Source organism: Vibrio sp. 10N.222.52.B12 (genome assembly GCF_002875385.1).
Taxonomy (GTDB): domain Bacteria; phylum Pseudomonadota; class Gammaproteobacteria; order Enterobacterales; family Vibrionaceae; genus Vibrio; species Vibrio jasicida.
The window spans coordinates 1-22,767 of the sequence record NZ_MDAW01000022.1; the positions used below are offsets into that span (position 1 = coordinate 1).

Consider the following 22,767-nt stretch of genomic DNA (forward strand, 5'->3'; position numbering starts at 1 on the left):
AACTTATCTCAGGACGGGACAAAGCTTGTAAAGAAAAGGGCTGAATCATCAGCCCCTTTTTAAGATTCAATCGTTATTTACGACGCCACGTTGTGCCTTCCGGCCCGTCTTCTAGAACGATACCCATTTCAGTCAGCTTGTCACGAGCCATATCTGCGTTAGCCCAGTCTTTCGCTGCACGAGAATCGTTACGTAGCTTAATTAGTGCTTCGATTTCAGCCACTTCATCGCCGTCACCTGCATCACCTTTTAGGAACGCTTCTGGATCTTGGTGAAGAATACCGATCACGTCAGCCAGTTCACGCATTAGCGCACCTAGCTCGCTCGCTTTCTCTAGATTTTCTGTCTTCAGACGGTTTACTTCACGCGCCATGTCAAACAGTACCGAGTAAGCTTCTGGCGTGTTGAAGTCATCGTTCATCGCTGCTGTATAGCGAGTTACGTACTCTTCACCACCGGCTGGCGCAGCATTTAGATCCAGACCACGTAGAGATGTGTATAGACGCTCAAGAGACGCGCGTGCTTGGTTTAGGTTATCTTCGCTGTAGTTTAGCTGGCTACGGTAGTGACCAGACATTAGGAAGTAACGAACTGTCTCAGCATCGTAATGACCTAGAACGTCACGAATAGTAAAGAAGTTACCTAGAGACTTAGACATCTTCTCACGATCTACCATTACCATGCCGCTGTGCATCCATGTGTTCACGTATTGCGTGTCATGAGCGCAGCATGATTGCGCGATTTCGTTCTCGTGGTGTGGGAACTGAAGGTCAGAACCGCCGCCATGAATATCGAAATGGTTGCCTAGGATTGACGAGTTCATCGCAGAACATTCGATGTGCCAACCTGGACGACCCGCGCCCCATGGCGATTCCCATGTTGGTTCACCCGGTTTAGACATCTTCCAAAGTACGAAGTCTAACGGGCTGCGTTTTGCAGTTTCGATATCAACACGAGCACCAGCTTGAAGCTGATCAAGGTCTTGCTTAGACAGCTTGCCGTATTCGTTGAACTTACCTACTTCAAACATTACGTCGCCATTGTCTGCAACGTAAGCAAAACCACGCTCGATTAGTTTTTCAACCAGCTCGATGATTTCTGCGATAAATTCAGTTGCACGAGGCTCAACGTCCGGACGCTTCATGTTTAGTGCATCAAAGTCCGCATGCATTTCGCCGATTAGACGTTCAGTCAGAGAATCACAAGACTCACCATTTTCTGCCGCACGCTTGATGATTTTGTCATCAATATCAGTGATATTACGTACAAATGTTAGATCGTAACCTAGGTAACGAAGGTAGCGAGAAACAACATCAAAAGAAACAAACGTACGACCGTGACCAATGTGACAGAGATCGTAAATGGTAACTCCACAGACATACATGCCAACTTTGCCGGCTGTAATTGGTTTGAATTCCTCTTTCTGTCTTGTCAGTGTGTTATATATCTTTAACATGATCTCTATCTATGCTTGTGAATGAATTACGAGAACAAGGAGTATATCAACTCCGACCTTATTAGGTAATAGCAATTAACCGATAAAACGATAATCGGCTAAACTTCAAGCACAAAGCGTATATTTTGATGATCCTGAGTTTTCCATGCGTATTAACTTAGGCTAGAATCCCTCTTTGAATACAACACAGTAAAGGAAAATAGCATGATCACCCTTCACACTAATTTTGGTGACATCAAGATTCAACTAAACGAAGAGAAAGCGCCAGAAACAAGCGCAAACTTCCTTCAGTACTGCCGCGACGGTTTCTACGACAACACACTTTTCCACCGTGTTATTGATGGCTTCATGATCCAAGGTGGCGGTATGGAGTCTGGTCTACGTGAAAAAGCGTCACGTGCACCTATCAAGAACGAAGCAAACAACGGTCTTAGCAACAAAGTGGGTACACTTGCTATGGCACGTACTATGGAGCCGCATTCAGCAAGCTCTCAGTTCTTCATCAACGTAAACAACAACACGTTCCTAGACTTCCGTAGCGAAAGCCTAGATGGTTGGGGTTACTGTGTATTCGGTGAAGTAATCGAAGGCATGGACATCGTAAACAAGATCAAAGGCGTTAGCACTGGTTCTTACGGCATGCACCAAGACGTACCTCTAGAAGACGTAACGATCACTGGTACAACAATCGAAGAGTAATTCATACGAATTACCAAAGAGATAAGTTAGTGGGGAGGCATCGCCTCCCCTTATTTCTATGACGACATTATTTATATCTGATCTTCACCTCGCCCCTTCCCGTCCGGACATTACCGAATGCTTCGAGACTTTTATGCGAACAGAAGCCATCAAGGCTGAAGCCCTGTACGTACTTGGTGACTTATTCGAATTCTGGGTTGGCGATGATGATAACACCCCTTTTGCAGACCAAATCCGTGCGGAATTTAAAACACTAACGGATATGGGCGTCCCTGTTTATTTTATCCAAGGTAACCGAGACTTCTTATTGGGCAAACGCTTTTGTAAGGAAACGGGCATCACATTACTCGACGACGTGTGCACAATTGATCTTTACGGCCAAAAAGCCGTCATTTTGCACGGGGACACCCTTTGCATTGACGACATCAAATACCAAGAGTTTCGCAAGACGGTTCACAAACCTTGGTTACAATGGCTTTTTAATCGTATTCCATGGTTTGTTAAAAAAAGAATTGTCTCTAAAGTTCAATCGGATATTCGCGATGACAAAAAGACTAAGTCTCTCGATATCATGGATGTGAACCAAGGTGAAGTTGAACACGTGCTGTCTCAGAATTGCGTCAACCTGATGATTCATGGACATACTCATCGCCCAAATACACATTTTTTCGAGCTAAATGGTGTTAAAACCACTCGCATTGTCTTAGGTGATTGGTATACCCAAGGCTCAGTTTTACAAGTAAATTCTGGTGGTTTTGACCTTCAAACACGGCAGTTTCACACAGAAATGAAGTAAAGCCTGCCAAGCATGTAAAAGATTGACGCTCAAAGCATAGAAATTTTGCAGAAAATCGCTATCATCGTAATACTAAGTTAAACAGAACATAATACCGCATTGAAGTATTCATACGTAGCTCGCCAACCGATTCTGGATAGAGAAAAACGTACCATTGGGTACGAGCTTCTCTTTCGTGACGGTCCGAAAAATACCTTCCCAGAAGTAGAACCTGAGCTGGCTACTAGTCGACTTCTATCTGATCATTTCCTATCAACGCACTACAGCACGCTGGGCGATAAACTTGGCTTTGTTAACTTTCCCTACCAAAGCTTAGTTAACCTTGTACCAACTTTATTCCCAAATGAATCCTTAGTGGTTGAAGTTCTCGAAGACTGTGAACCGACGGATGAGTTGTTGAATGCCATTAAACACCTTCATGCTTCTGGCTATCGCGTAGCGTTAGATGACTTTGTTCCAACCAAAGCTTGGAAACGCTTCTTACCTTACGTCGCTATCATCAAATTCGACATTCGCTTAGTGCCGATAGACAAGGCCGCCATTTATATTCAAGCCCTGTCTCATTTTGATATTGATTTCTTGGCCGAGAAAGTTGAAACCTATGAAGAATTCGAACAAGCGATGGACGCGGGTTTTAACTATTTTCAAGGGTACTTTTTTAGCAAACCAGAAATGATTCAGAAGAAACGCCTCAATCCAGCGTTTCTAACGGTGATTCAGTTGTGTAAAGAAATTGCCGACAAGCCGATTAACTTTAACGAAGTCGAGCGTTTATTCTCTATCGACGTCACGCTGTCGTACAAGCTTCTGACTTATGTCAATTCTGGCTACACGCTCACCACTAAGATCAAATCTTTCCGTCAAGCATTGGTTTATCTAGGCGAAGAACGTTTAAGACGCTTTATTTCTCTTGTTGCAATTGCTTCGGTACATGAAGACAAGCCTGACTCTCTATACTCATTAGCGATTCAACGCGCACGTATGTGTGAGATTTTGTTGAGCCAAATGAAAACCAAATATGACCCAGGTCAGGCATTTCTTACTGGGATGTTTTCACTGTTAGGCTCTCTCCTCGACCAACCTCTTGAAGATGTCATCAGTGATATACCTGTCGATGAAGAAATTAAACATGCCTTAACTGGGCACAAAGGTGTTTTGGGTTACCTTCTCTCAATGATCATCGCTTACGAGAAAGCAGATTGGGAAATGACAGAGAAATACTGTACCGCCCTAAAACTCACTGAGCCACAATTAGCCAAAGCGTTTAGCCAATCCACGGCTTGGGCTCAAGAACTGCTGTCTCAAACGCCCTAAACGGCTATAATGCCCCAAAGAATACCTGCAACCTCACTTATGTGAGGTTGTTTGTTTTTACCGCTTAATTAATCGAGATTTCATTTTATGGCTTCTTCTTGTCCTTGCGGCTCTAACCGCACCTACCAACAGTGTTGTGAAATTGCCCACAATAACCATGCTGACGTCACCACTCCAGAGCAGTTAATGCGCTCTCGTTACAGTGCGCATGTGTTAGGTCTAGTGGATTACGTGGTGAACACCTACCACCCAAGCTGTAATGCAGAAGAGCAACGTGAAGGCATTGCCCAATCCATCGAAAGCGATTGGTGCAAGCTTGAGGTAGTAAAAGCCGAAGCGAGTAGCAACGAGAATGAAGGTTTTGTTGAATTCAACGCTTACTTTGACGAAGACGGCAAACGCTACTGCATGACCGAGCGTTCTCGTTTCGTGAAAGAAGATGGGCTTTGGTACTACATTGACGGCACATTTCCAGAAGACGAGAAAGAGCCTGAACAAGATCCTCGCTTAAGCCAACCGGTAAGCAGCCTAAAGGTCGGTCGTAACGATCCGTGTATCTGTGGAAGCGGTAAGAAATTTAAGAAGTGTTGTGGGTAATCGCACCCACGCCTAGCTTATTAAGCCTGCTTTAATGAGATTCCTGATCTCGCCTAGGCTCGTCGGAATGACGTAAAGTGTTCTTCGATTTGAAATAAGTAACGCAGTCTCAAGTACCATTACAAAGTATATCGTCATTCTCAACAGCGAAGCACGAGCATGACTCAGAACCTAATCACCGTGGGTTCTGCTGTCAGGTTTCCCCATCGAATCAAGAATATTAGATTAAAAAAGCCCCTAGACTCTTGAGCCATAGGGGCTTTCATTTATTTATAACAGGCTTATTTATGACGCTCTTTCAGTTTATTCACTACGTCATTCATCGATAAGCCTTGGTCTTGAAGCAATACCATTAAGTGGTAAATCAAGTCTGCCGATTCACACACTAACTCCGCCTTATCGCCCGACGTCGCCGCAAGCGCGACTTCAACGCCTTCTTCGCCCACTTTTTGCGAAATACGCTTGGTGCCACGGGCATAAAGACTGGCAGTATAAGAGGAATCTGGGTCGGCACTCTTGCGGGCAGCCAATAGCTGCTCAAGTTGATGAAGCCACACCATTTGTGACTCCTCTTGAGGGTCCACATCCCAGCAAGTTGTGTTACCCAAGTGACACGTAGGACCAATGGGATTCACTTTCACCAGTAGCGTATCGTTGTCACAATCGAGCTGAATGTTCACCAATTGCAATACGTTGCCAGAGGTTTCACCTTTCGTCCAAAGACGTTGCTTGGTACGAGAGAAAAACGTCACTTGACCCGTTTCGCCCGTTCTTGCCAACGCATCTTGGTTCATGTAACCCATCATCAGCACTTGGCTTGATTGGAAATCTTGTACGATGGCAGGTACCAGACCATCCACCTTTTCCCAGTTGATTCGCTCAGCTAGCGAACTTACTTCGGCGGCTTTCACACTCATAGTCGTACCTCAATGCCTTGTTGTTTCAAATACTGCTTTAGTTCACCAATATTGATGACTTGCTTGTGGAATACCGATGCGGCAAGCGCACCATCCACATTTGCTTTTTGGTAGGCTTCTGCGAAATGCTCCATGGCACCTGCACCGCCCGATGCAATCAATGGTACGTTACACACTTCACGCACCATATTAAGTTGTTCAATATCGTAGCCGTTACGCACGCCGTCTTGGTTCATCATGTTCAATACGATTTCACCAGCGCCACGCTTTTGTACTTCTTGCACCCAATCACGTGTTTCCCATTGAGTTGCTTTGGTGCGTTCTTCATCACCAGTAAACTGGTAAACCTGATACTTGCCCGTCTCTTTGTCGTAGTATGAATCGATGCCAACAACGATACATTGAACGCCAAATTTATCAGCTAGGTCAGTAATCAGCTGTGGATTTGCCAATGCAGGTGAGTTGATAGACACCTTGTCTGCACCAAACTCAAGAATGCGCGCTGCATCTTCCGCTGATTTAATACCACCAGCCACACAGAAAGGAATATCAATCACTTCAGCAACGCGAGCGACCCAACTTTTATCGACGACACGACCATCACTTGAAGCGGTAATATCGTAGAACACAAGCTCATCGGCGCCCTCTTCCGCATAACGCTGTGCCAGAGGAACGATGTCGCCAATGATTTCGTGGTTACGGAACTGAACGCCCTTTACCACTTGTCCATCACGAACATCAAGACATGGAATTATTCGCTTTGCCAGCATGCAAACGCCTCCTCTGCTGTGAACTTACCATCTAACAGCGCACGACCAACAATCACGCCAGCCACACCGCTGCCTTGTAGCGCTTCGATATCCGCTAATGAGCCAATGCCACCTGAAGATTGAAACTGCACTTGTGGGTACTGTTTGCATAGGTCGACGTAAAGCTCTACGTTTGAGCCTTCTAGCGTACCGTCACGAGAAATGTCCGTGCAAAGCACGTGTTGTAGACCTACCGTTAAGTAATCGTTGATCAGAGCTTCGATGGTCACCCCTGAATCTTCTTGCCAACCAGAAATCGCTACTCTACGTGTGCCGTCTTGGTCGATGTTGATGTCTAACGCGAGAACGATTTTCTCTGCGCCATACTTTTCCATCCAACCTTTCACAAGCTCTGGCTGTTTTACTGCTGTTGAGCCAACGACAACACGCTGCGCACCGGCTTCTAACAGATCAATCACGTCTTGCTCTGTACGCACACCACCACCGATTTGGATGTTCGCTGGTGTGCTTGCTAGTAGCTTTGCAATCAAATCAAGTTGGCGTGCTGTCGTGTCTTTCGCGCCAGTTAAATCCACCAAGTGCAGCCAGTTAGCGCCCGCTTGGTGGTACACGTTGAACTGCTCTGCTGGGTCGACTTTGTACTCGGTTACTTGGCCGTAATCACCTTGATAAAGGCGAACCACCTGTCCTTCAATTAAATCAAGAGCTGGAATAATCACACTAAATCCCTTTTATAATTCTAAGAAGTTTTGAATAAGCTTCGCGCCCGCTTTTGAAGAACGCTCAGGGTGGAATTGTACGCCGTAGTAGTTCCCGCTTTGTACTGCTGCTGTGAACGGGTTACCGTATTCACATTGAGCAATCGTGTAATCCCCAACAGGCATTGCAAAGCTGTGCACGAAGTAGAAATACTCTCCTTCTTCAATACCTTTGAAAAGTGGATTACCTGCTTTTGCAGACACTGTATTCCAACCCATATGCGGCAGTGGCAAATCGCCAGTTTGTAGTAGCTTCACTTCGCCATCACAAAGTCCAAGACACTCAACTAACTCGTCGGCTTTCTGGCCTTTCTCTTGAGACACTTTGCCCAACAGTTGCATGCCTAGACAGATACCTAACAGCGGCTTTTCTACCTGTTTTACTAAGCTGATAAGATCGCGCTCTTCTAGGTTCTTCATCGCTTCGTTGGCAGTTCCCACGCCCGGTAGGAATAGCTTGTCTGCCGACAATACAACTTGCGGATCTTTTGAAATTGTTACGTCATAGCCTAGGCGTTCAATAGCAAACTTCACCGAAGAGACGTTGGCACAGCCAGTATCGATAATGACAACTTTCTGTTCTGTCACTGTTTTTCTCCTTGCTAACGTTAGCCTTAAAGCACGCCTTTACTACTTGGTAGCTCAGTGCCTTCTACTTTGATTGCTTGGCGCAAAGTACGACCAAACGCTTTAAACAAGCTTTCAATGATGTGGTGATCATTGTTGCCCGCAGAAGACAGGTGCAGCGTACACGCTAATGTGTCAGTCAGAGAGCGGAAGAAGTGAACCACCATCTCTGTTGAAAGATCACCTACTTGCTCACGGCTAAACTGCGCGTCGAACTTAAGGTAAGGACGACCAGATAGGTCTAGTGCACATTGTGCTAAACACTCATCCATTGGAAGACTAAAGCCAAAGCGACCAATACCACGTTTGTCACCCAGAGCTTCTTTCAACGCTTGACCCAACGCAAGAGCGGTATCTTCTACTGTGTGGTGATCATCAATGTGCAGGTCACCTTCCACTTTGCACACCATTTGGAATCCACCGTGCGTCGCGATTTGATCCAGCATGTGGTCAAAGAAGCCAAGACCTGTAGAAATATCGTTACCGCCTTGCTCATCAAGATTAACGAATACTTTGATGTCTGTTTCTTTTGTGGTGCGAACCACTTCAGCAACGCGAGCCTTCACTGTGAGATCTTTGAGGATCTGTTTCCAACCCATGGTTTCTGGGTTGTATTGAATGCCACGAATTGCCATGTTTTCTGCAAGTTGAAGATCGGTTTGACGATCGCCAATCACAACGGAGTTTTGGAAATCAACTTTGCCACCTTGAAGGTACTCTTTGACCAAGCCTAATTTAGGCTTACGGCAAGAGCAGTTATCTTCATCGAAGTGAGGACAAATCAGCACGTCATCAAACTTCACACCCTGAGATTCAAAAATGTCCATCATCATGTTGTGTGGTGCATCAAAATCTTCTTGTGGGTAGCTGTCAGTACCCAAACCATCTTGGTTCGTGACCATCACTAAACGGTATCCAGCGTCCTGCAACGACAACAGGCTTGGGATAACAAATGGCTCTAGCTTTAGTTTGTCTAAACGGTCTACTTGAAAATCAATCGGCGGCTCAACAATTAAGGTACCATCACGATCAATAAAAAGGATTTTTTGTTGTTTGCTCACTCGAGAACTTCCTTATTGCTATTCTTTTGGCGCTCCCGCTATTGAGCGAGAGCGATTAATTTTATCTCTACTTATGCGTAGTAGTTTCTAATAAATCCAAGCGTTTTTTCGCACTCGTCGCGGTTACCCACGCTGATACGCACACAGTCTTCGATTGGCGAGTTACGCAGGATAATCCCCGTATCCCAAGCTGCTTTGAAAACATCATCGCCATCTGGGAATTTCACCAATAGGTAGTTCCCCCACCCTTCAAACACTTCCAAACCCGGAATCATTGAAAGGCCAACTTGCAAGTAAGCACGGTTCGCGTTCAAATCGAGCACTTGGAACTTCGCTCGCGCTAAACCAGCTTCTGAAAGCGCCTGAGTCGCAATTTCTGCCACTGGTACTGGTACTGGATACGGTGCGATAACTTTAAGAAGTACATTAATCAGCTCTTCGTTAGCAAGCGTAAATCCACAACGCAGACCAGCAAGCGCGAAAGCTTTCGACAGAGTACGCAAAATCGCAAGGTTCGGGTATTGCGCCAGTAAGTCTACCGTTGACGCTTCTGGACAAAAATCGATGTACGCTTCGTCCATCACCACGATTGCACGGTCTTTTGTCATTTCTAGTAGAGAGACGATGTCTTCACGCTTGACCAAGTTACCTGTTGGGTTGTTTGGTGAACATACGAAAACCAATTTGACGTTATCCAGATTGGCTTCGATGCCTGCAAGGTCTAGTTGCCAATCTGACGTTAGCGGCACGGTTTTACGCTCGACACCAATGGTTTCTGCGCTGATGGCGTACATACCGTAAGTCGGTGGACAGTATAAAATCGCATCTTCACCCGGCTCACAGAATGCACGAATCAGTAATTCAATACCTTCATCTGCACCACGAGAAGTCAGCGTTTGTTCTGGTTTTACACCCGCATAGGCTGCGTAAGCAGAAATCAGTTCTTTAGGCTGACATTCGCTGTAACGATTAAGGCGAGCGAAGTCTGTTTTGTATTCATTGTTAAATGGCGATTCGTTGGCGTTCAGCCATACGTCACCTGTACCACCAATTCGACGAGCCGACATATAAGGGGTAAGTTGTTGGACTTGTTTGCGCGCTAGCTTTTCCATCTCAATATCCTCTTACTTAGCTGCCAGTTTTTCTGTGCGGGTTAGTTTCTCAGTACGGATTGTTACTGCACGTTTGTGCGCATCCAGACCTTCTGCTTCCGCCATCGTTACCACTGTTGGCGCAAGGTTCTTTAGACCATCAGCAGACAGTTCTTGAACCGTCATGCGCTTGGAGAAATCAGCCAAACCTAAGCTTGAATACGTGCGTGTGTAGCCGTAAGTAGGAAGAACGTGGTTGGTGCCCGATGCGTAATCACCTGCTGATTCAGGCGACCAATCACCTAGGAAGATAGAACCTGCGTTATCTAATAGAGGTAGAAGCTCACGAGGGTTCTTAGTCTGAACAATTAAGTGCTCAGGACCGTAGTAATTTGAAATCGAAATAGATTGAGTGAGAGACTCAGCAATAATAATCAAGCTTGACGCCAATGCTTGCTCGGCGATCTCCGCACGAGATAGCTCTTTAAGCTGACGTTGAACCGCATCCGTCACTTGATCCGCAATAACAGGAGAAGGCGTCACAAGTACCACTTGAGAATCAGGACCGTGCTCTGCTTGGCTCAAAAGATCCGCAGCGATAAAGTCTGCATCTGCGGTTTCATCAGCAATCACAAGCACTTCAGATGGACCTGCAGGCATATCAATCGCAGCACCGCGGAAATCATTGCTAACCTGACGTTTTGCTTCCGTCACATAAGCGTTACCTGGACCAAAGATCTTATCAACTTTAGATACAGTCTCTGTGCCATAAGCCATTGCAGCGACGGCTTGGCCACCACCAACGTTGTACACTTCATCAATGCCGCACAGTTTAGCTACGTACAGAATCTCGTCAGCGATTGGCGGTGGAGAGCAAAGCACCACTTTACGACAACCTGCAATTTTTGCAGGAACACCGAGCATTAGAACAGTCGAAGGCAATGGCGCACTACCGCCAGGAATGTACAAACCCACTTTTTGAATTGGGCGCGTTACCTGCTCACAAAGGACACCCGGCTGAGTTTCTACTTTAATTGGTTGTGGCTTTTGTGCTTTATGAAACTTCGAGATGTTTGCATAAGCTTGCTCAAGCGCGCCTTTCATCTTTTCAGAAAGGCGAGCAGACGCCTCATCGATTTCTTGAGCTAATACACGAATGGATTCCGGCTTCACACGGTCAAACTTCTCAGTCAGCTCCAATAATGCAGCATCACCCTCTTTACGAACTTTTGCGATTACTTCAGAAACCGCAGCAGTGATGTTTGCGCCTTCTGCGATTGCCGGACGTTCTAGAATCGAGTCTTGTTGAGTTTCACTCAGCGATTGCCATACAACTGTTCTCATTGCGATTACTCCATCATTTTTTCAATTGGTAGTACCAGAATTGAGCTCGCACCCAGTTCCTTTAGCTGTTCCATGGTTTCCCAGAACAGGTTTTCAGTACTTACCAAATGAACCGCAACTTTTTGCTTGTCAGCAGATAGAGGCAATACCGTTGGGTCTTCTGCACCCGGTAATAGAGACTTAATTTGCTCAAGCTTCTCAGCAGGCGCATGTAGCATGATGTATTTTGACTCTTTTGCTTGCTGCACGCCTTGCATACGAGTCAATAGCTTATCGATAAGCGCAACTTTATCGGCGTCAAACTCACCTTTGCGTTGAATTAACGTTGCCTTCGACTTAAAGATAACTTCGGCTTCTTTTAGACCATTGGCTTCTAGCGTAGCGCCAGTAGAAACCAAGTCAGCGATAGCATCTGCTAGACCAGCTCGAGGCGCAACTTCTACAGAGCCTGTCAGCATACAAGTTGAGAACGGTACACCCGCTTCATCCATGTAAGCTTTTAGCAGTTGCGGGTACGTGGTTGCGATGCGTTTGCCTGCTAGATCTTGAGGACCGTTATATTCTTCGTCTTTGTCGATGGCGATAGACAAACGGCAGCCGCCAAAATCAAGACGACGAAGCTGAACAAAGTCATAAGGTTCGCCCAAAGCTTTACGGTCTAAACGAACTTCTTCTAATTCATTCTCACCAATAAAACCTAGGTCAACAACACCATCCATAATTAAACCTGGGATGTCATCATCGCGAACTAATAACAAATCAATGGGCATATTTTCAGAATGAACGACCAGACGCTCACCCATTACATTGAATTTCACACCACACTTTTTCAATAGAGCTTGGCTCTCTTTACTTAGGCGGCCTTTTTTCTGAATTGCGATTCTTAAGCGTTGTGTTTGCATTGCTTTATCCCTGTGCCAGATTCGATAATCTAAATATTTTATAAACCAGTAAAACTAAAAAACCCTCGAGAGATTTTGGTCTCCCGAGGGTTTGAAATCTGTTTACACTTTGATTTTCACCTCCGGGAGTATCCTGTCTCCCGGGTATGCGCGCATCTCCCGAAAGACTAAATTGGGTGATGATGGTGATGAATGTTCATTACAAAATTGCGCATACTTATTTCAAGGCTCGTCTTAGTTGCTTTGTTAGTAACCACACTAACCAAGCTGATTCTTTTTTTCAACCCTTAATTTTAAAAAAAATCGAATTGTATAATACAAATAAAAAAGGAGGCCGAAGCCCCCTTTTATTTTATTTTAATTATCAAGCAATTAAGCGTTCTGACATGATGCCATTTTTGACTTAGAAAGCCATGACAAAATTGCGCAAACGATAACAAAAGTAATCGACGCAGCAATGAAAGAGAATACGATAGACGCAGTCATACCAAGAGCGATAAAGCCCACGCATGAAACAAGCGCGACTGATAATGCATAAGGCAACTGAGTCGATACGTGATCAATGTGATTACAACGGGCACCTGTCGACGACAGAATGGTCGTATCAGAGATTGGTGAACAGTGGTCACCGAATACCGCACCTGCCAGTACTGCACTCAACATTGGCAGCATAAGCGCTACGTCTGTTGCACCTGCCATGTCGCCCGCGATAGGGAGCATGATACCAAACGTGCCCCACGACGTACCTGTCGAGAACGCCATTAGGCCAGATAGCAAGAATAGGATGACTGGTAGCCAATGCGGATTAATATTGCCCTGAGCCATAGTCGATAGGTAAGAACCCGTCTTCATGTCACCGATAACAGAGCCGATAGTCCAAGCAAACACAAGGATAAGGATCGCACCAAACATTGACTTCGCACCAATCCAAAGTGTGCGACCAATTTCCGCCATTGGGATGCCTTGCTTAAGTACGGTAAATAGTGCAACCGCAAGGCCCAGCAAGCTACCGTAAACTAAAGAAGTACCTACATCAGTGTTCTCGAACGCACCAAGGAGCGCAAACTCTTTACCGTCAGCGGCTAGGGCCTGCCCACCTGTGTAAAGCATAGAAGCGATCGTAGCAATGATAAGCGTAACGATAGGGAGAACTAGGTCAGAAACTTTACCCTTCTCGCTTTCACGAATATCTAGCTCTTCGTTTAGTTCATGTGCTTCTTGCGTGTCGTTTTCTTTGTCTTTTTCAAAACCACGGCCCTGAGAGGCTGCAATTTCGTGCTCACGCATTTTACCGATATCAAGACCGAACCACGCTACTGCAAATACCATAAGTAGAGCAAATACAGCATAGAAGTTCATTGGAATAAGACGAACATACGCACCGAGTGCTGAGTATTCAGTGATGCCGTGTGACACCAAGATACCGCCGATGATCGTAATGATGTAAGCACCCCAGCTTGAAGCAGGCATAATCACACACATAGGAGCTGCGGTGGAGTCTAGAATGTACGCCAGTTTAGCGCGAGACACATAGAAACGGTCTGTTACTGGACGAGAAATCGCACCAACAGCAAGACTGTTAAAGTAATCGTCGACAAAAATGAACACGCCTAAGAAGGCAGCAAGAAGTTTAGAGCCACGTTTACTTTTAACTCGTGTTTGCGCCCATTCAGCGAAAGCGCGAGTACCACCAGATAACGTCAATAGCGCCGTTGTCATACCTAAAAGAATTAGGAAACCGACAATACTCATGTTCCAAGTGTTAAGACCGCCGTCTTCAATAAAGACAGAAGAAACTTGAGAACTCACATAACCTATCGTGTTACCGATAGACCAATCATTAAGCAGAATCGCACCAAGTACGATACCTACACCAAGAGAAACTAATACGCGTCGAGTTAAAATCGCCAGTGTCAAAGCGACAATCGGCGGCAGTAACGAAACAGGAGAATGTGCAAAATCTATTAAATTCATGATCTTCAAAAACCAAAGTTTGGCTAGAGATCTACTGCAGACAAGTCACGTAGCATACGGTACGTGCTCATGTTGAACTTAGCGACAGGGAAGCGAACACTCCACCCAACCCTACAGTAGCGCTCCATAGTTTAATGTAAATATACTATGGCAGTGTTGTTCCTTTCAGAGACAACCCCAGCAAGTGGTTTTGATAGGCCACTTACTTCGGCAATCTTCGCCTTCCACTATTATTCATTGGCATCACCCCAATAATAGCTACTCTTCGAGACTGCACCTCTACGGCAACAACAAATAATTAACCATTAATTGTACAAATCAACAACAAATTATCTGCAATATTGCATCAGGTGACAGCCATTGTACTCATGAAGACCTCCAATGCAACACATCAAACTAAATTAAATGAATAAATAATCGCAATTTTGATTTATAAATAGAATGTGAGCCACCTATAGATTGAGCAACTGCAATCACGACAATGCTGTCTTTTATGAAACTTTATTACTACCATCAATTCTTCATGTTTTGTGTTCTAACAATAAATGAAAGAAATATGACATTCGGTTTTCCCTCTTTTCCTACTTTTCTGTCAGATTGAGAGAAATAGAATTCAACATATAAATAAAGAAACCACTAATCGAGAAAAACGCAGTATCTATAATGAAAAAACTGAGGTTAAACTCAATTAAGAATTCATATCTGTAAATTAATATTGCTTTATTACGAAAAAACCCAAGAAATTTAATCTAAATCATGAATTAGCATTTGCACATATGAGAAAGATAAAGTTAAATATAAGGACTCTATGTTTTATTTCTCGTTTAGCATTTAATTAATCGTATCGATAACTAGTGTTGAACCTTTTAACCTATTAATAGGAATCGTTATGTCAGAGCTGACTAAAACACTTCTAAATATCCGTAGCCTTCGTGCATTCTCTCGTGAGCTGACTCTAGAACAATTGGAAGAAGCTCTAGATAAATTAACTATCGTTGTTGAAGAGCGTAAAGAAGCTGAAGAAGCTGACCGCGCAGCACTTGCTGAGCAAGAAGCAAAACTTGCAGCTATCGCTGAGCAAATCGCTCAAGACGGTATCGACGTTGAAGCACTAATCAGTGCACTATCTGGCGAAACGAAGACTAAAGCGAAAGCTAAACGCGCTCCTCGTCCAGCTAAGTACAAGTACACTGACACTAACGGCGAAGAAAAAACTTGGACGGGTCAAGGTCGTACACCTTCATCAATCCAAGAGCAACTTGATGCAGGTAAATCTCTAGACGATTTCCTAATCTAATAAAAGATTTATGAAATTAAAAAAGGTTCCCAAATGGGAACCTTTTTATTTATCTGTAAATAGATACAAAAATGGCGCATTTGGAATGCGCCATTTTTGTATGCTAGGAATTACCTAATTCAACGTGATTAATTAACGTTCCCAGTATGCTTCTTCCAAACTATCTTCACGCTCCGGCAGGCCGCGAGAAAGACGTGGAGAGTGTTGAACTAACACTTCATAACTTGCACGGTTTGCGTATTTACAAACTTGAGAGAATGAAGAGTAAGTTAAATACTCATTGCTGTGCTTGCTTGAGTTAGGCACATTTTCTTTGTGGTATTTATTTGCCGCCATATCGTGAAGAACTGCAGACAATGCCGCATCACCTGCGCCATTGGTGTTCTTAATTTTTTCTGGGCCACCCATGTATGGAGAGATATGTGAATATACTTTAATTGCATTCTCGCACGTATCTTTCTTCGCTGGGCGACTAAATTCGAAACGGTTAAATTCAGCAATAGAACCAGGAAGTAATGGCAAAGAAGTTTCACGTTTCGCGCTATCTTCAGTGTAACCAGCCATAAATAGGCCAACAGGGCCAGAAGTACAAAGCACTAGATCAGCCCAATCTAACGTTTTATCCGATGCTGCTAGAGGATCAGATTCGCCCGTTAATGCTTCCGCTTCATCTTCATTCATTGCAACAACAGAAACGTTATCGCGAATAAACTCTTGCCAGAATGTAGGATCATCTTGAATAACGAATTTGGTACCTAGCGTTAATACAACAGGTACATCGTGTTTCTTCGCGTATTCAATCGCACGCATCGTTGCTTCCGGCATTGGGTCGCCTTCTTTACAACGAACAAGGTATGCAGTCAGTACTAAAGCCGACGCACTCTTGAAAATCTTTTCAGGGATATTGTCTGGGTGAAGTTGGTTCATTTGACCTTCGCTGATAGCGAAAGTACGTTCACCGTCTTCAGTAATAAGAGCAAAACAACGACCAATTGCACCCTCAACACCTTGTAGGTAGTTCAGATCCATGCGGCTTGATGTGTTACATAAGTAACGGTAACCGTAGCTGCCGATTTTGATATCTTGGCTCATTACACCCAGAAGCGTTGAGCGGTCATCTGCCAACACAGAATAATTGTGTAGCGTATTACCAATCGTGCCACCTGCATACTCATTGGTAATTAGGCATTCTTCTTTTAATTGTTGATAAAGCGCTTCTGCTGTTGCGTCATCAATTACCAACGAGTGTCCTTTACTCAAACCGTACTTTTCAATCACATCCGTTGTAACTTTCGCCTCAATATCAACCAGAGTCTGATCAATACCAATGATGTGAGTGCGCGTCATCTTTTTGCTTTCTTGTGCTTGGCTCACCAATGGGTCACGAGCATGAACAGGAAAATAGTGCTTCGATTTGCGTTGTCCAGGAAATTTCATATTGTTAGTCTGAGTAAGGGATGAAAAGGAGAACGGATTCTATACCGCTGACAATAAAGCAGCAATAAAAGCGATTATAGCAAACGTTTGCACCCTGCTTTTTATTTTCTAACGCTCTATTCGCCTTCCATGAAACCCAAATCAGGCAGCTGTTCGAGGTGTTCGGTATAGCGCTTTAGATTGAATTCACCTTCATTTTTCATCACGTCGAAAATCTCGATAGACATAGCACACGCCATCATCGCAACCGCATCTTCACGTGGTGTGCCAGTCATCATCAAACGCATTAACGTCTCTTTGACTTTAATAGGGTTACCATCTTCAAGTTGATTCTCTACAATTTCAATCAACTCAGCTTCTTGCATAAATTGGTTTTCTTCAGTCATTTGATTTTTCCTCTTGGATTTTTGCCAACTATGCCATATATAACCCTTCTATACTTATCGAATTTAACCCTCACCTTCGCATTTGGATAAATTTAAGCCAAAATCGAAGTGTGATTTCGATCTCGGATCTGTCACCGGTCAGTGGATTCTGGTAGAATCTGCATCCCGTTAATTTTAGTGGTGTTTAGTAATGTCTGATAACAGCCAAAAGAAAGTCATCGTCGGTATGTCCGGCGGCGTTGATTCATCTGTTTCTGCGTATCTTCTAAAGCAACAAGGCTACCAAGTAGAAGGCCTGTTCATGAAGAACTGGGAAGAAGATGACAACGAGGAGTATTGTACAGCAGCAGAAGATCTTGCTGATGCTCAGGCAGTATGTGACAAGCTAGGCATTCACCTACACACCATCAACTTTGCTGCTGAATACTGGGATAACGTATTTGAGTACTTCCTTGCAGAATACAAAGCAGGTCGTACACCAAACCCAGACATTCTTTGTAACAAAGAAATCAAGTTCAAAGCATTCCTAGAGTTCGCTGATGAAGTGCTTGATGCGGATTACATTGCAATGGGTCACTACGTGCGTCGCTCTTTCCCTGAGAACGCTTTACCTGGTGAAGAACAGGAAAAACCACAAATGCTACGTGGTCTAGATGGCAACAAAGATCAAAGCTACTTCCTGTACACATTAAGCAACGAGCAAATCGCACGTAGCCTATTCCCTGTTGGTGATCTAGAAAAGCCAGAAGTACGCCGCATTGCGGAAGAGCAAGATCTAATCACGGCGAAGAAGAAAGACTCTACGGGTATTTGTTTCATCGGCGAGCGCAAGTTTACAGAATTCCTAGGTCGCTACCTTCCAGCTCAACCAGGTAACATCGAAACACCAGAGGGCGAAGTGATTGGTCAACATCAAGGTCTGATGTACCACACACTTGGTCAGCGTAAAGGTCTACATATCGGTGGCCGCAAAGGCGGCGGTGGTAACGAAGACCCATGGTTCGTTGGTGAAAAAGACCTAGAACGTAACGTTTTGATTGCCGTTCAAGGTAAAGACCACCCAATGCTGAAATCAGAAGGTCTACTTGCATCACAACTTCACTGGGTAGATCGTGAGCCAATTCGCGATGTTATGAAGTGCACAGTGAAAACTCGTTACCGTCAGGAAGATATTCCTTGTACAATCATCCCTATCGATGATGAAAACATTAAAGTGATCTTTGACGAGCCACAAATTGCTGTAACACCAGGTCAATCAGCTGTGTTCTACAAAGATGACGTGTGCCTAGGTGGCGGCATCATCGAGCAACGCATTAAATATTCTCAAGCTTAGGAGTCGTTACGTGGCGAATACACTTTATGACCGTACTATCGCTTTCGCAGGCATTTGCCAAGCTGTTGCATTGGTTCAACAGGCAGCGAAAGACGGACATTGTGATCAAGATGCCTTTGAAACGTCAATTAACGCCATTATCAATACAAACCCAGCGAACACTATTGGTGTCTTTGGTCGTGAATCCGACTTAAAGCTGGGTCTTGAGTGCTTAGTGAAAGGGATTGATAGCACCCCGTCAGGGAGTGAAGTTACTCGCTACATCATTAGCCTAATGGCATTAGAGCGCAAGCTAACAGGCCGCAACGATGCAATGTCACAACTTGGTGACCGTATCCAAATGGCTCAGCGTCAAACGGAACATTTTGAATTGCTGGACGATCAAATGATCAGCAACCTAGCAAGCATTTACTTGGATGTTGTTAGCCCTATCGGCCCTCGCATTCAAGTTACCGGTACCCCATCCGTGTTGCAACAAACCTCTAACCAACACAAAGTTCGCGCGTTGTTGTTATCAGGTATCCGTAGTGCAGTACTCTGGCGCCAAGTTGGCGGTAAACGTCGCCACTTAATCTTTGGACGCAAAAAGATGGTCGAGCAAGCACAAATTCTTCTTGCTCGTATGTAATAAGGTAATAAATAAGCAGCTCGCGTTTATCGCGAGCTCATTTTTTTCTACCAAAACAAATCCCGCGCAAACGTTTGCGCAATATTCGTGACAATTGCCACAGTTATTGGTATAAAGCTCACGAAATTTAGAAACCCAATTCAGGAGAACATCATGGAACTGTCAGCATTGACTGCTGTTTCACCAGTAGACGGTCGTTACGGAAGCAAGACAATTGCGTTACGCGAAATTTTCAGTGAGTACGGTCTACTTAAGTACCGTACTATCGTTGAAATCCGCTGGCTACAAAAGCTTGCTGCTACTGCTGAAATTGCAGAAGTGCCAGCGTTTAGCACAGAAGCAAACCAATTCCTAGACGACCTTGCTGCAAACTTCTCTGAAGAAGATGCACGCCGTATCAAAGAGATCGAGCGTACAACTAACCACGACGTTAAAGCGGTTGAGTACTTCCTAAAAGAGAAAGTAGCAGACGTTCCTGAACTGCACGCAGTAAACGAGTTCTTCCACTTTGCATGTACTTCTGAAGACATCAACAACACATCACACGCTCTAATGCTTAAAGAAGCGCGTGAAACTGTGATTCTTCCAGAAATTCGCAACCTAATCGACGCAATCAAAGCGCTTGCTGTTGAATACCGCGACATCCCACTTCTGTCTCGTACACACGGCCAGCCAGCTTCTCCATCTACAATGGGTAAAGAAATGGCAAACGTGGCGTACCGTATGGAGCGTCAATTCAAGCAAATCGAAAACGTTGAGATCCTAGCAAAAATCAACGGTGCAGTAGGTAACTACAACGCACACCTTTCTGCTTACCCAGAGCTAGATTGGCACCAGTTCTCTGAAGAGTTCATCACTGAATCTCTAGGCGTAACTTGGAACCCTTACACAACTCAGATCGAGCCTCACGATTACATCGCAGAACTATTCGATGCGGTTGCACGCTTCAATACAATCCTGATTGATTTCGATCGTGACGTTTGGGGTTACATTGCACTAGGCCACTTCAAGCAAAAAACCATTGCTGGTGAGATCGGTTCTTCAACAATGCCCCACAAAGTTAACCCAATCGACTTTGAAAACTCTGAAGGTAACCTAGGCCTTGCGAACGCAGTATTCGGTCACCTAGCACAGAAACTGCCTATCTCTCGTTGGCAACGTGACCTTACTGACTCTACGGTTCTACGTAACCTTGGTGTTGGTGTTGGCTACGCAATCATCGCTTACACTTCAACGCTAAAAGGCATCAGCAAGCTAGAAGTAAACCGTGAAGCGCTTCTTGCTGAACTCGACAAGAACTGGGAAGTACTAGCAGAGCCAGTGCAAACAGTAATGCGTCGTTACGGCATCGAGAAGCCATACGAGAAGCTAAAAGAGCTGACTCGTGGTAAACGTGTAGACGGCGAAGCAATGCGTAACTTCATTGACGGTCTTGAGCTTCCTGAGCACGAGAAAGCACGCCTGAAAGAGATGACACCAGCTAACTATATCGGTCAAGCAATCGAGCTGACAGACAAGCTGTAAGATTCGGAATTCCAAAAATCGTGAGGGTTGACGTGAAAGCGTCAACCCTTTCTTTATTTTTGGGGTAACAGGCTTCGCCCTACAGAACGCTACGCTTAGGGGTTATGGATGAGGGATGAGACTCGATTATATCCATTCAAAAGGCATCTTTACCAACACATCCCAAACTTAACTTCCATTTACTGGAATAATAGCGCCCTACTCTCGACTCCCAGAACGAAGCGATCCCACATCTCGAAGCGCAGCGTTCCTAACTGTTTTATTGCCTCTGGAAGAAAAGAGTAATCGTCCCTACCTCGACCCCGAACTTCTTAATCTTGGTGAGATTAAACACGTGCATTTCATCTTGGCGGTAAAGCCAGTCATCGAACGATACCGTGATAGTTGAATCATCCATTTTCAACTCGAAGTCATATTGCCATTGCAGCGCATTACCCATCTCTTTACCGGTCGCTACACCAATAATGTCGTCCGCTTTCCCTTGATAAGTACCATCTTCGAGTCTGGTAATGACCCATATACGCTGGTCAAGCTCGCCATCATCAAAGACAAAATCTTCCACCAGTGTTAGCTCATTGCCTTTCACTGTACCGACGATGTCGACCTCGAAGCGACGCGTTTGCTTATCGGTGTAATCCTGCACCATTCCCCATGCTTTGACATCACCTTCGAAATAGCCGAACAAATCGAAGGCTGGAGTAGCGGGTTGGTAATTGTCGATATCAGCAGAACATGCGCCAAGCAGTGTTACCGCTGCGACAATCGAAGTTTTTAAGATACGCTTTAGTACTTTCACTACCTTACCTGCCCAATAAGTTGTTTACGAAGTTTAGGAAATTCAGTTTTTGGTGATAACCAAATGGATAGAAACGCATCATTGAGTCGCTCATCCTTAACATAACCAACTATCTGATAAGGCTTGCTGCCCGCTTGTCGATAGATAAGTCGCCCTGTTTTTCCATCAGTGAGGTAGGTAAGCTCATCGCCTTTTTTGATGTTAGGGAACATGGTGCCAAATTTAGAGATCCAAGCCTGACGGTAAGCTTGCGTGAAACCAAGCTTTTGCCATTGTTCATCCGTCACATCAAGAAGTTGCTGCTTGCTAATGTCTCTTTGATAATTAATTTCGAGCGCAAATGGGTGAGGAGAAACGTCATTAGAGACGAGGTACTGTCCGTCTGGTGCTTTCAAGGTTGACTTATAAACATCAAAAACGAACCAAGTAAGTTGTGCTTCTCCAACCGTTTGCCACTGCTGCCACATCGGTAAAGCGCTTGTTCCTGTAATCGTCTGAGCTTGTGAAGGCATCACAAAAAGTAAAGCCGTCATCAACAAACTGTTAGTCAGGTTCTGTTTCCAATTTCTCTTCAAGCTTTTCATTTCCGTATACCCTGAGTATCAAAAGCATTACTAAACTCCATTCGACAAACAAAATTGCGAGGGTAATGCTTGTGTTGAATCCAAATTCAACGGCTTGGAGCTTGTAACCAGCAAAGTAGCTCGCTGTTCCTCCGATGCCGCCTACTACTGATACGTAGTTTTTTGGGAAACGGTACAAAATTGACTTGAGTTGGTAGGCATACCAAGAAAATAAAACCCATAAGCAGACAAGCCACATGGGCAACCAAACAGTTGGGAATAGGAGGACAGACAGTTGCTTGTTGAGAGTGTCAAGTACCAAGCCCATGAACACGACTATGGCAACGCTTTTGAGAGCGAGAGGCTCGACTCTCCAACAATACACCAACGTTAGTAAAGTAAGCACTAACGTCAGCCATTGCCATTGATAGGTTCCAAGCACGGCAGCGAACCAGCAGAGTTGGAACCATGTTGATGCAATAAACAGTCTCATAAAG

General features: G+C 44.7%; 23 protein-coding genes, 1 riboswitch and 1 other annotated feature. Of the genes, 8 read left to right on the plus strand and 15 right to left on the minus strand.

Features of this window, described 5'->3' with window-relative positions; translation table 11 throughout:
- Positions 1–73 precede the first annotated feature (73 nt).
- Positions 74–1,456, minus strand: a complete 1,383-nt coding sequence (cysS, locus tag BCT11_RS01295; protein WP_102386903.1) for a cysteine--tRNA ligase — start codon at positions 1,454–1,456, stop codon at positions 74–76.
- 204 nt (positions 1,457–1,660) lie between these two features.
- On the opposite strand from cysS, the gene BCT11_RS01300 reads away from it, so the two are divergent.
- The 4 genes from BCT11_RS01300 to BCT11_RS01315 all read left to right on the plus strand — a co-directional run bounded on the left by BCT11_RS01300 (position 1,661) and on the right by BCT11_RS01315 (position 4,862).
- Positions 1,661–2,155, plus strand: coding sequence for a peptidylprolyl isomerase (locus tag BCT11_RS01300; RefSeq protein ID WP_038867134.1), 495 nt, complete (start codon positions 1,661–1,663; stop codon positions 2,153–2,155).
- Between the two features lie 58 nt (positions 2,156–2,213).
- On the plus strand, positions 2,214–2,951 hold the full coding sequence (gene lpxH, locus BCT11_RS01305) for a UDP-2,3-diacylglucosamine diphosphatase (RefSeq protein WP_102386904.1): 738 nt from the start codon (positions 2,214–2,216) through the stop codon (positions 2,949–2,951).
- 99 nt (positions 2,952–3,050) lie between these two features.
- On the plus strand, positions 3,051–4,265 hold the full coding sequence (locus BCT11_RS01310) for an EAL domain-containing protein (protein ID WP_038867130.1): 1,215 nt from the start codon (positions 3,051–3,053) through the stop codon (positions 4,263–4,265).
- Positions 4,266–4,352: 87 nt separating this feature from the next.
- The gene (locus tag BCT11_RS01315) at positions 4,353–4,862 is read left to right on the plus strand and encodes a YchJ family protein (RefSeq protein WP_063344748.1); all 510 of its coding nucleotides are present in this window, start codon (positions 4,353–4,355) and stop codon (positions 4,860–4,862) included.
- Between the two features lie 281 nt (positions 4,863–5,143).
- On the opposite strand, the gene hisIE is transcribed toward BCT11_RS01315, so the two are convergent.
- The 9 genes from hisIE to tet(35) all read right to left on the minus strand — a co-directional run bounded on the left by hisIE (position 5,144) and on the right by tet(35) (position 14,306).
- Positions 5,144–5,779, minus strand: coding sequence for a bifunctional phosphoribosyl-AMP cyclohydrolase/phosphoribosyl-ATP diphosphatase HisIE (gene hisIE / locus BCT11_RS01320; protein WP_038867126.1), 636 nt, complete (start codon positions 5,777–5,779; stop codon positions 5,144–5,146).
- Positions 5,776–6,549 carry an imidazole glycerol phosphate synthase subunit HisF gene (gene hisF, locus BCT11_RS01325; protein ID WP_004749837.1) on the minus strand — a complete coding sequence of 258 codons (774 nt, stop codon included), beginning with the start codon at positions 6,547–6,549 and terminating at the stop codon, positions 5,776–5,778. Before hisF ends, hisIE begins: the two co-directional genes overlap by 4 nt.
- Entirely contained in the window at positions 6,531–7,268 is a 738-nt protein-coding gene (gene hisA / locus BCT11_RS01330) for a 1-(5-phosphoribosyl)-5-[(5-phosphoribosylamino)methylideneamino]imidazole-4-carboxamide isomerase (RefSeq protein ID WP_102386905.1), read from the minus strand. Before hisA ends, hisF begins: the two co-directional genes overlap by 19 nt.
- 12 nt (positions 7,269–7,280) lie before the next feature.
- The gene (gene hisH / locus BCT11_RS01335) at positions 7,281–7,895 is read right to left on the minus strand and encodes an imidazole glycerol phosphate synthase subunit HisH (RefSeq protein ID WP_102386906.1); all 615 of its coding nucleotides are present in this window, start codon (positions 7,893–7,895) and stop codon (positions 7,281–7,283) included.
- Positions 7,896–7,921: 26 nt separating this feature from the next.
- On the minus strand, positions 7,922–8,995 hold the full coding sequence (gene hisB / locus BCT11_RS01340; protein ID WP_038867120.1) for a bifunctional histidinol-phosphatase/imidazoleglycerol-phosphate dehydratase HisB: 1,074 nt from the start codon (positions 8,993–8,995) through the stop codon (positions 7,922–7,924).
- 71 nt (positions 8,996–9,066) lie between these two features.
- Positions 9,067–10,107, minus strand: coding sequence for a histidinol-phosphate transaminase (gene hisC, locus BCT11_RS01345; protein ID WP_038881448.1), 1,041 nt, complete (start codon positions 10,105–10,107; stop codon positions 9,067–9,069).
- Between the two features lie 12 nt (positions 10,108–10,119).
- Complete coding sequence (gene hisD, locus BCT11_RS01350; RefSeq protein ID WP_102386907.1) at positions 10,120–11,430, minus strand: histidinol dehydrogenase; 1,311 nt, start codon at positions 11,428–11,430, stop codon at positions 10,120–10,122.
- A gap of 5 nt (positions 11,431–11,435) precedes the next feature.
- Positions 11,436–12,332: an ATP phosphoribosyltransferase gene (gene hisG, locus BCT11_RS01355; RefSeq protein WP_038867112.1), complete on the minus strand. Its 897-nt coding sequence runs from the start codon at positions 12,330–12,332 to the stop codon at positions 11,436–11,438.
- A gap of 53 nt (positions 12,333–12,385) precedes the next feature.
- Positions 12,386–12,524: a sequence feature (His leader region), on the minus strand.
- Positions 12,525–12,704: 180 nt separating this feature from the next.
- A complete protein-coding gene (tet(35), locus tag BCT11_RS01360; RefSeq protein ID WP_038881452.1) occupies positions 12,705–14,306 on the minus strand; it encodes a tetracycline efflux Na+/H+ antiporter family transporter Tet(35) in 1,602 nt (533 codons plus the stop codon).
- 109 nt (positions 14,307–14,415) lie between these two features.
- A riboswitch (Lysine riboswitch) is annotated at positions 14,416–14,596 on the minus strand.
- 599 nt (positions 14,597–15,195) lie between these two features.
- On the opposite strand from tet(35), the gene BCT11_RS01365 reads away from it, so the two are divergent.
- Positions 15,196–15,603, plus strand: coding sequence for an H-NS family nucleoid-associated regulatory protein (locus BCT11_RS01365; protein WP_038867108.1), 408 nt, complete (start codon positions 15,196–15,198; stop codon positions 15,601–15,603).
- A gap of 132 nt (positions 15,604–15,735) precedes the next feature.
- On the opposite strand, the gene BCT11_RS01370 is transcribed toward BCT11_RS01365, so the two are convergent.
- Both BCT11_RS01370 and BCT11_RS01375 read right to left on the minus strand, forming a co-directional pair.
- On the minus strand, positions 15,736–17,040 hold the full coding sequence (locus BCT11_RS01370; RefSeq protein ID WP_038881454.1) for an inosine/guanosine kinase: 1,305 nt from the start codon (positions 17,038–17,040) through the stop codon (positions 15,736–15,738).
- A gap of 116 nt (positions 17,041–17,156) precedes the next feature.
- The gene (locus tag BCT11_RS01375; protein WP_038867102.1) at positions 17,157–17,426 is read right to left on the minus strand and encodes a hypothetical protein; all 270 of its coding nucleotides are present in this window, start codon (positions 17,424–17,426) and stop codon (positions 17,157–17,159) included.
- Between the two features lie 190 nt (positions 17,427–17,616).
- On the opposite strand from BCT11_RS01375, the gene mnmA reads away from it, so the two are divergent.
- From mnmA to purB, 3 genes are all read left to right on the plus strand, one after another.
- Positions 17,617–18,759, plus strand: coding sequence for a tRNA 2-thiouridine(34) synthase MnmA (mnmA, locus tag BCT11_RS01380; RefSeq protein ID WP_005437208.1), 1,143 nt, complete (start codon positions 17,617–17,619; stop codon positions 18,757–18,759).
- Between the two features lie 10 nt (positions 18,760–18,769).
- Positions 18,770–19,387 carry a high frequency lysogenization protein HflD gene (gene hflD, locus BCT11_RS01385; protein ID WP_038867098.1) on the plus strand — a complete coding sequence of 206 codons (618 nt, stop codon included), beginning with the start codon at positions 18,770–18,772 and terminating at the stop codon, positions 19,385–19,387.
- A 153-nt stretch (positions 19,388–19,540) separates the two neighbouring features.
- The gene (gene purB, locus BCT11_RS01390) at positions 19,541–20,911 is read left to right on the plus strand and encodes an adenylosuccinate lyase (RefSeq protein ID WP_038867096.1); all 1,371 of its coding nucleotides are present in this window, start codon (positions 19,541–19,543) and stop codon (positions 20,909–20,911) included.
- A gap of 259 nt (positions 20,912–21,170) precedes the next feature.
- On the opposite strand, the gene BCT11_RS01395 is transcribed toward purB, so the two are convergent.
- Genes BCT11_RS01395 through BCT11_RS01405 form a run of 3 tightly spaced genes read right to left on the minus strand, consistent with a single transcriptional unit; the run spans position 21,171 to position 22,763 of the window.
- Positions 21,171–21,689, minus strand: a complete 519-nt coding sequence (locus BCT11_RS01395) for a DUF3833 domain-containing protein (protein ID WP_038867167.1) — start codon at positions 21,687–21,689, stop codon at positions 21,171–21,173.
- A 17-nt stretch (positions 21,690–21,706) separates the two neighbouring features.
- Entirely contained in the window at positions 21,707–22,291 is a 585-nt protein-coding gene (locus BCT11_RS01400; RefSeq protein ID WP_042605000.1) for a chalcone isomerase family protein, read from the minus strand.
- Positions 22,251–22,763, minus strand: a complete 513-nt coding sequence (locus BCT11_RS01405) for a DUF2878 domain-containing protein (RefSeq protein ID WP_102386908.1) — start codon at positions 22,761–22,763, stop codon at positions 22,251–22,253. Before BCT11_RS01405 ends, BCT11_RS01400 begins: the two co-directional genes overlap by 41 nt.
- Between the last annotated feature and the right edge of the window lie 4 nt (positions 22,764–22,767).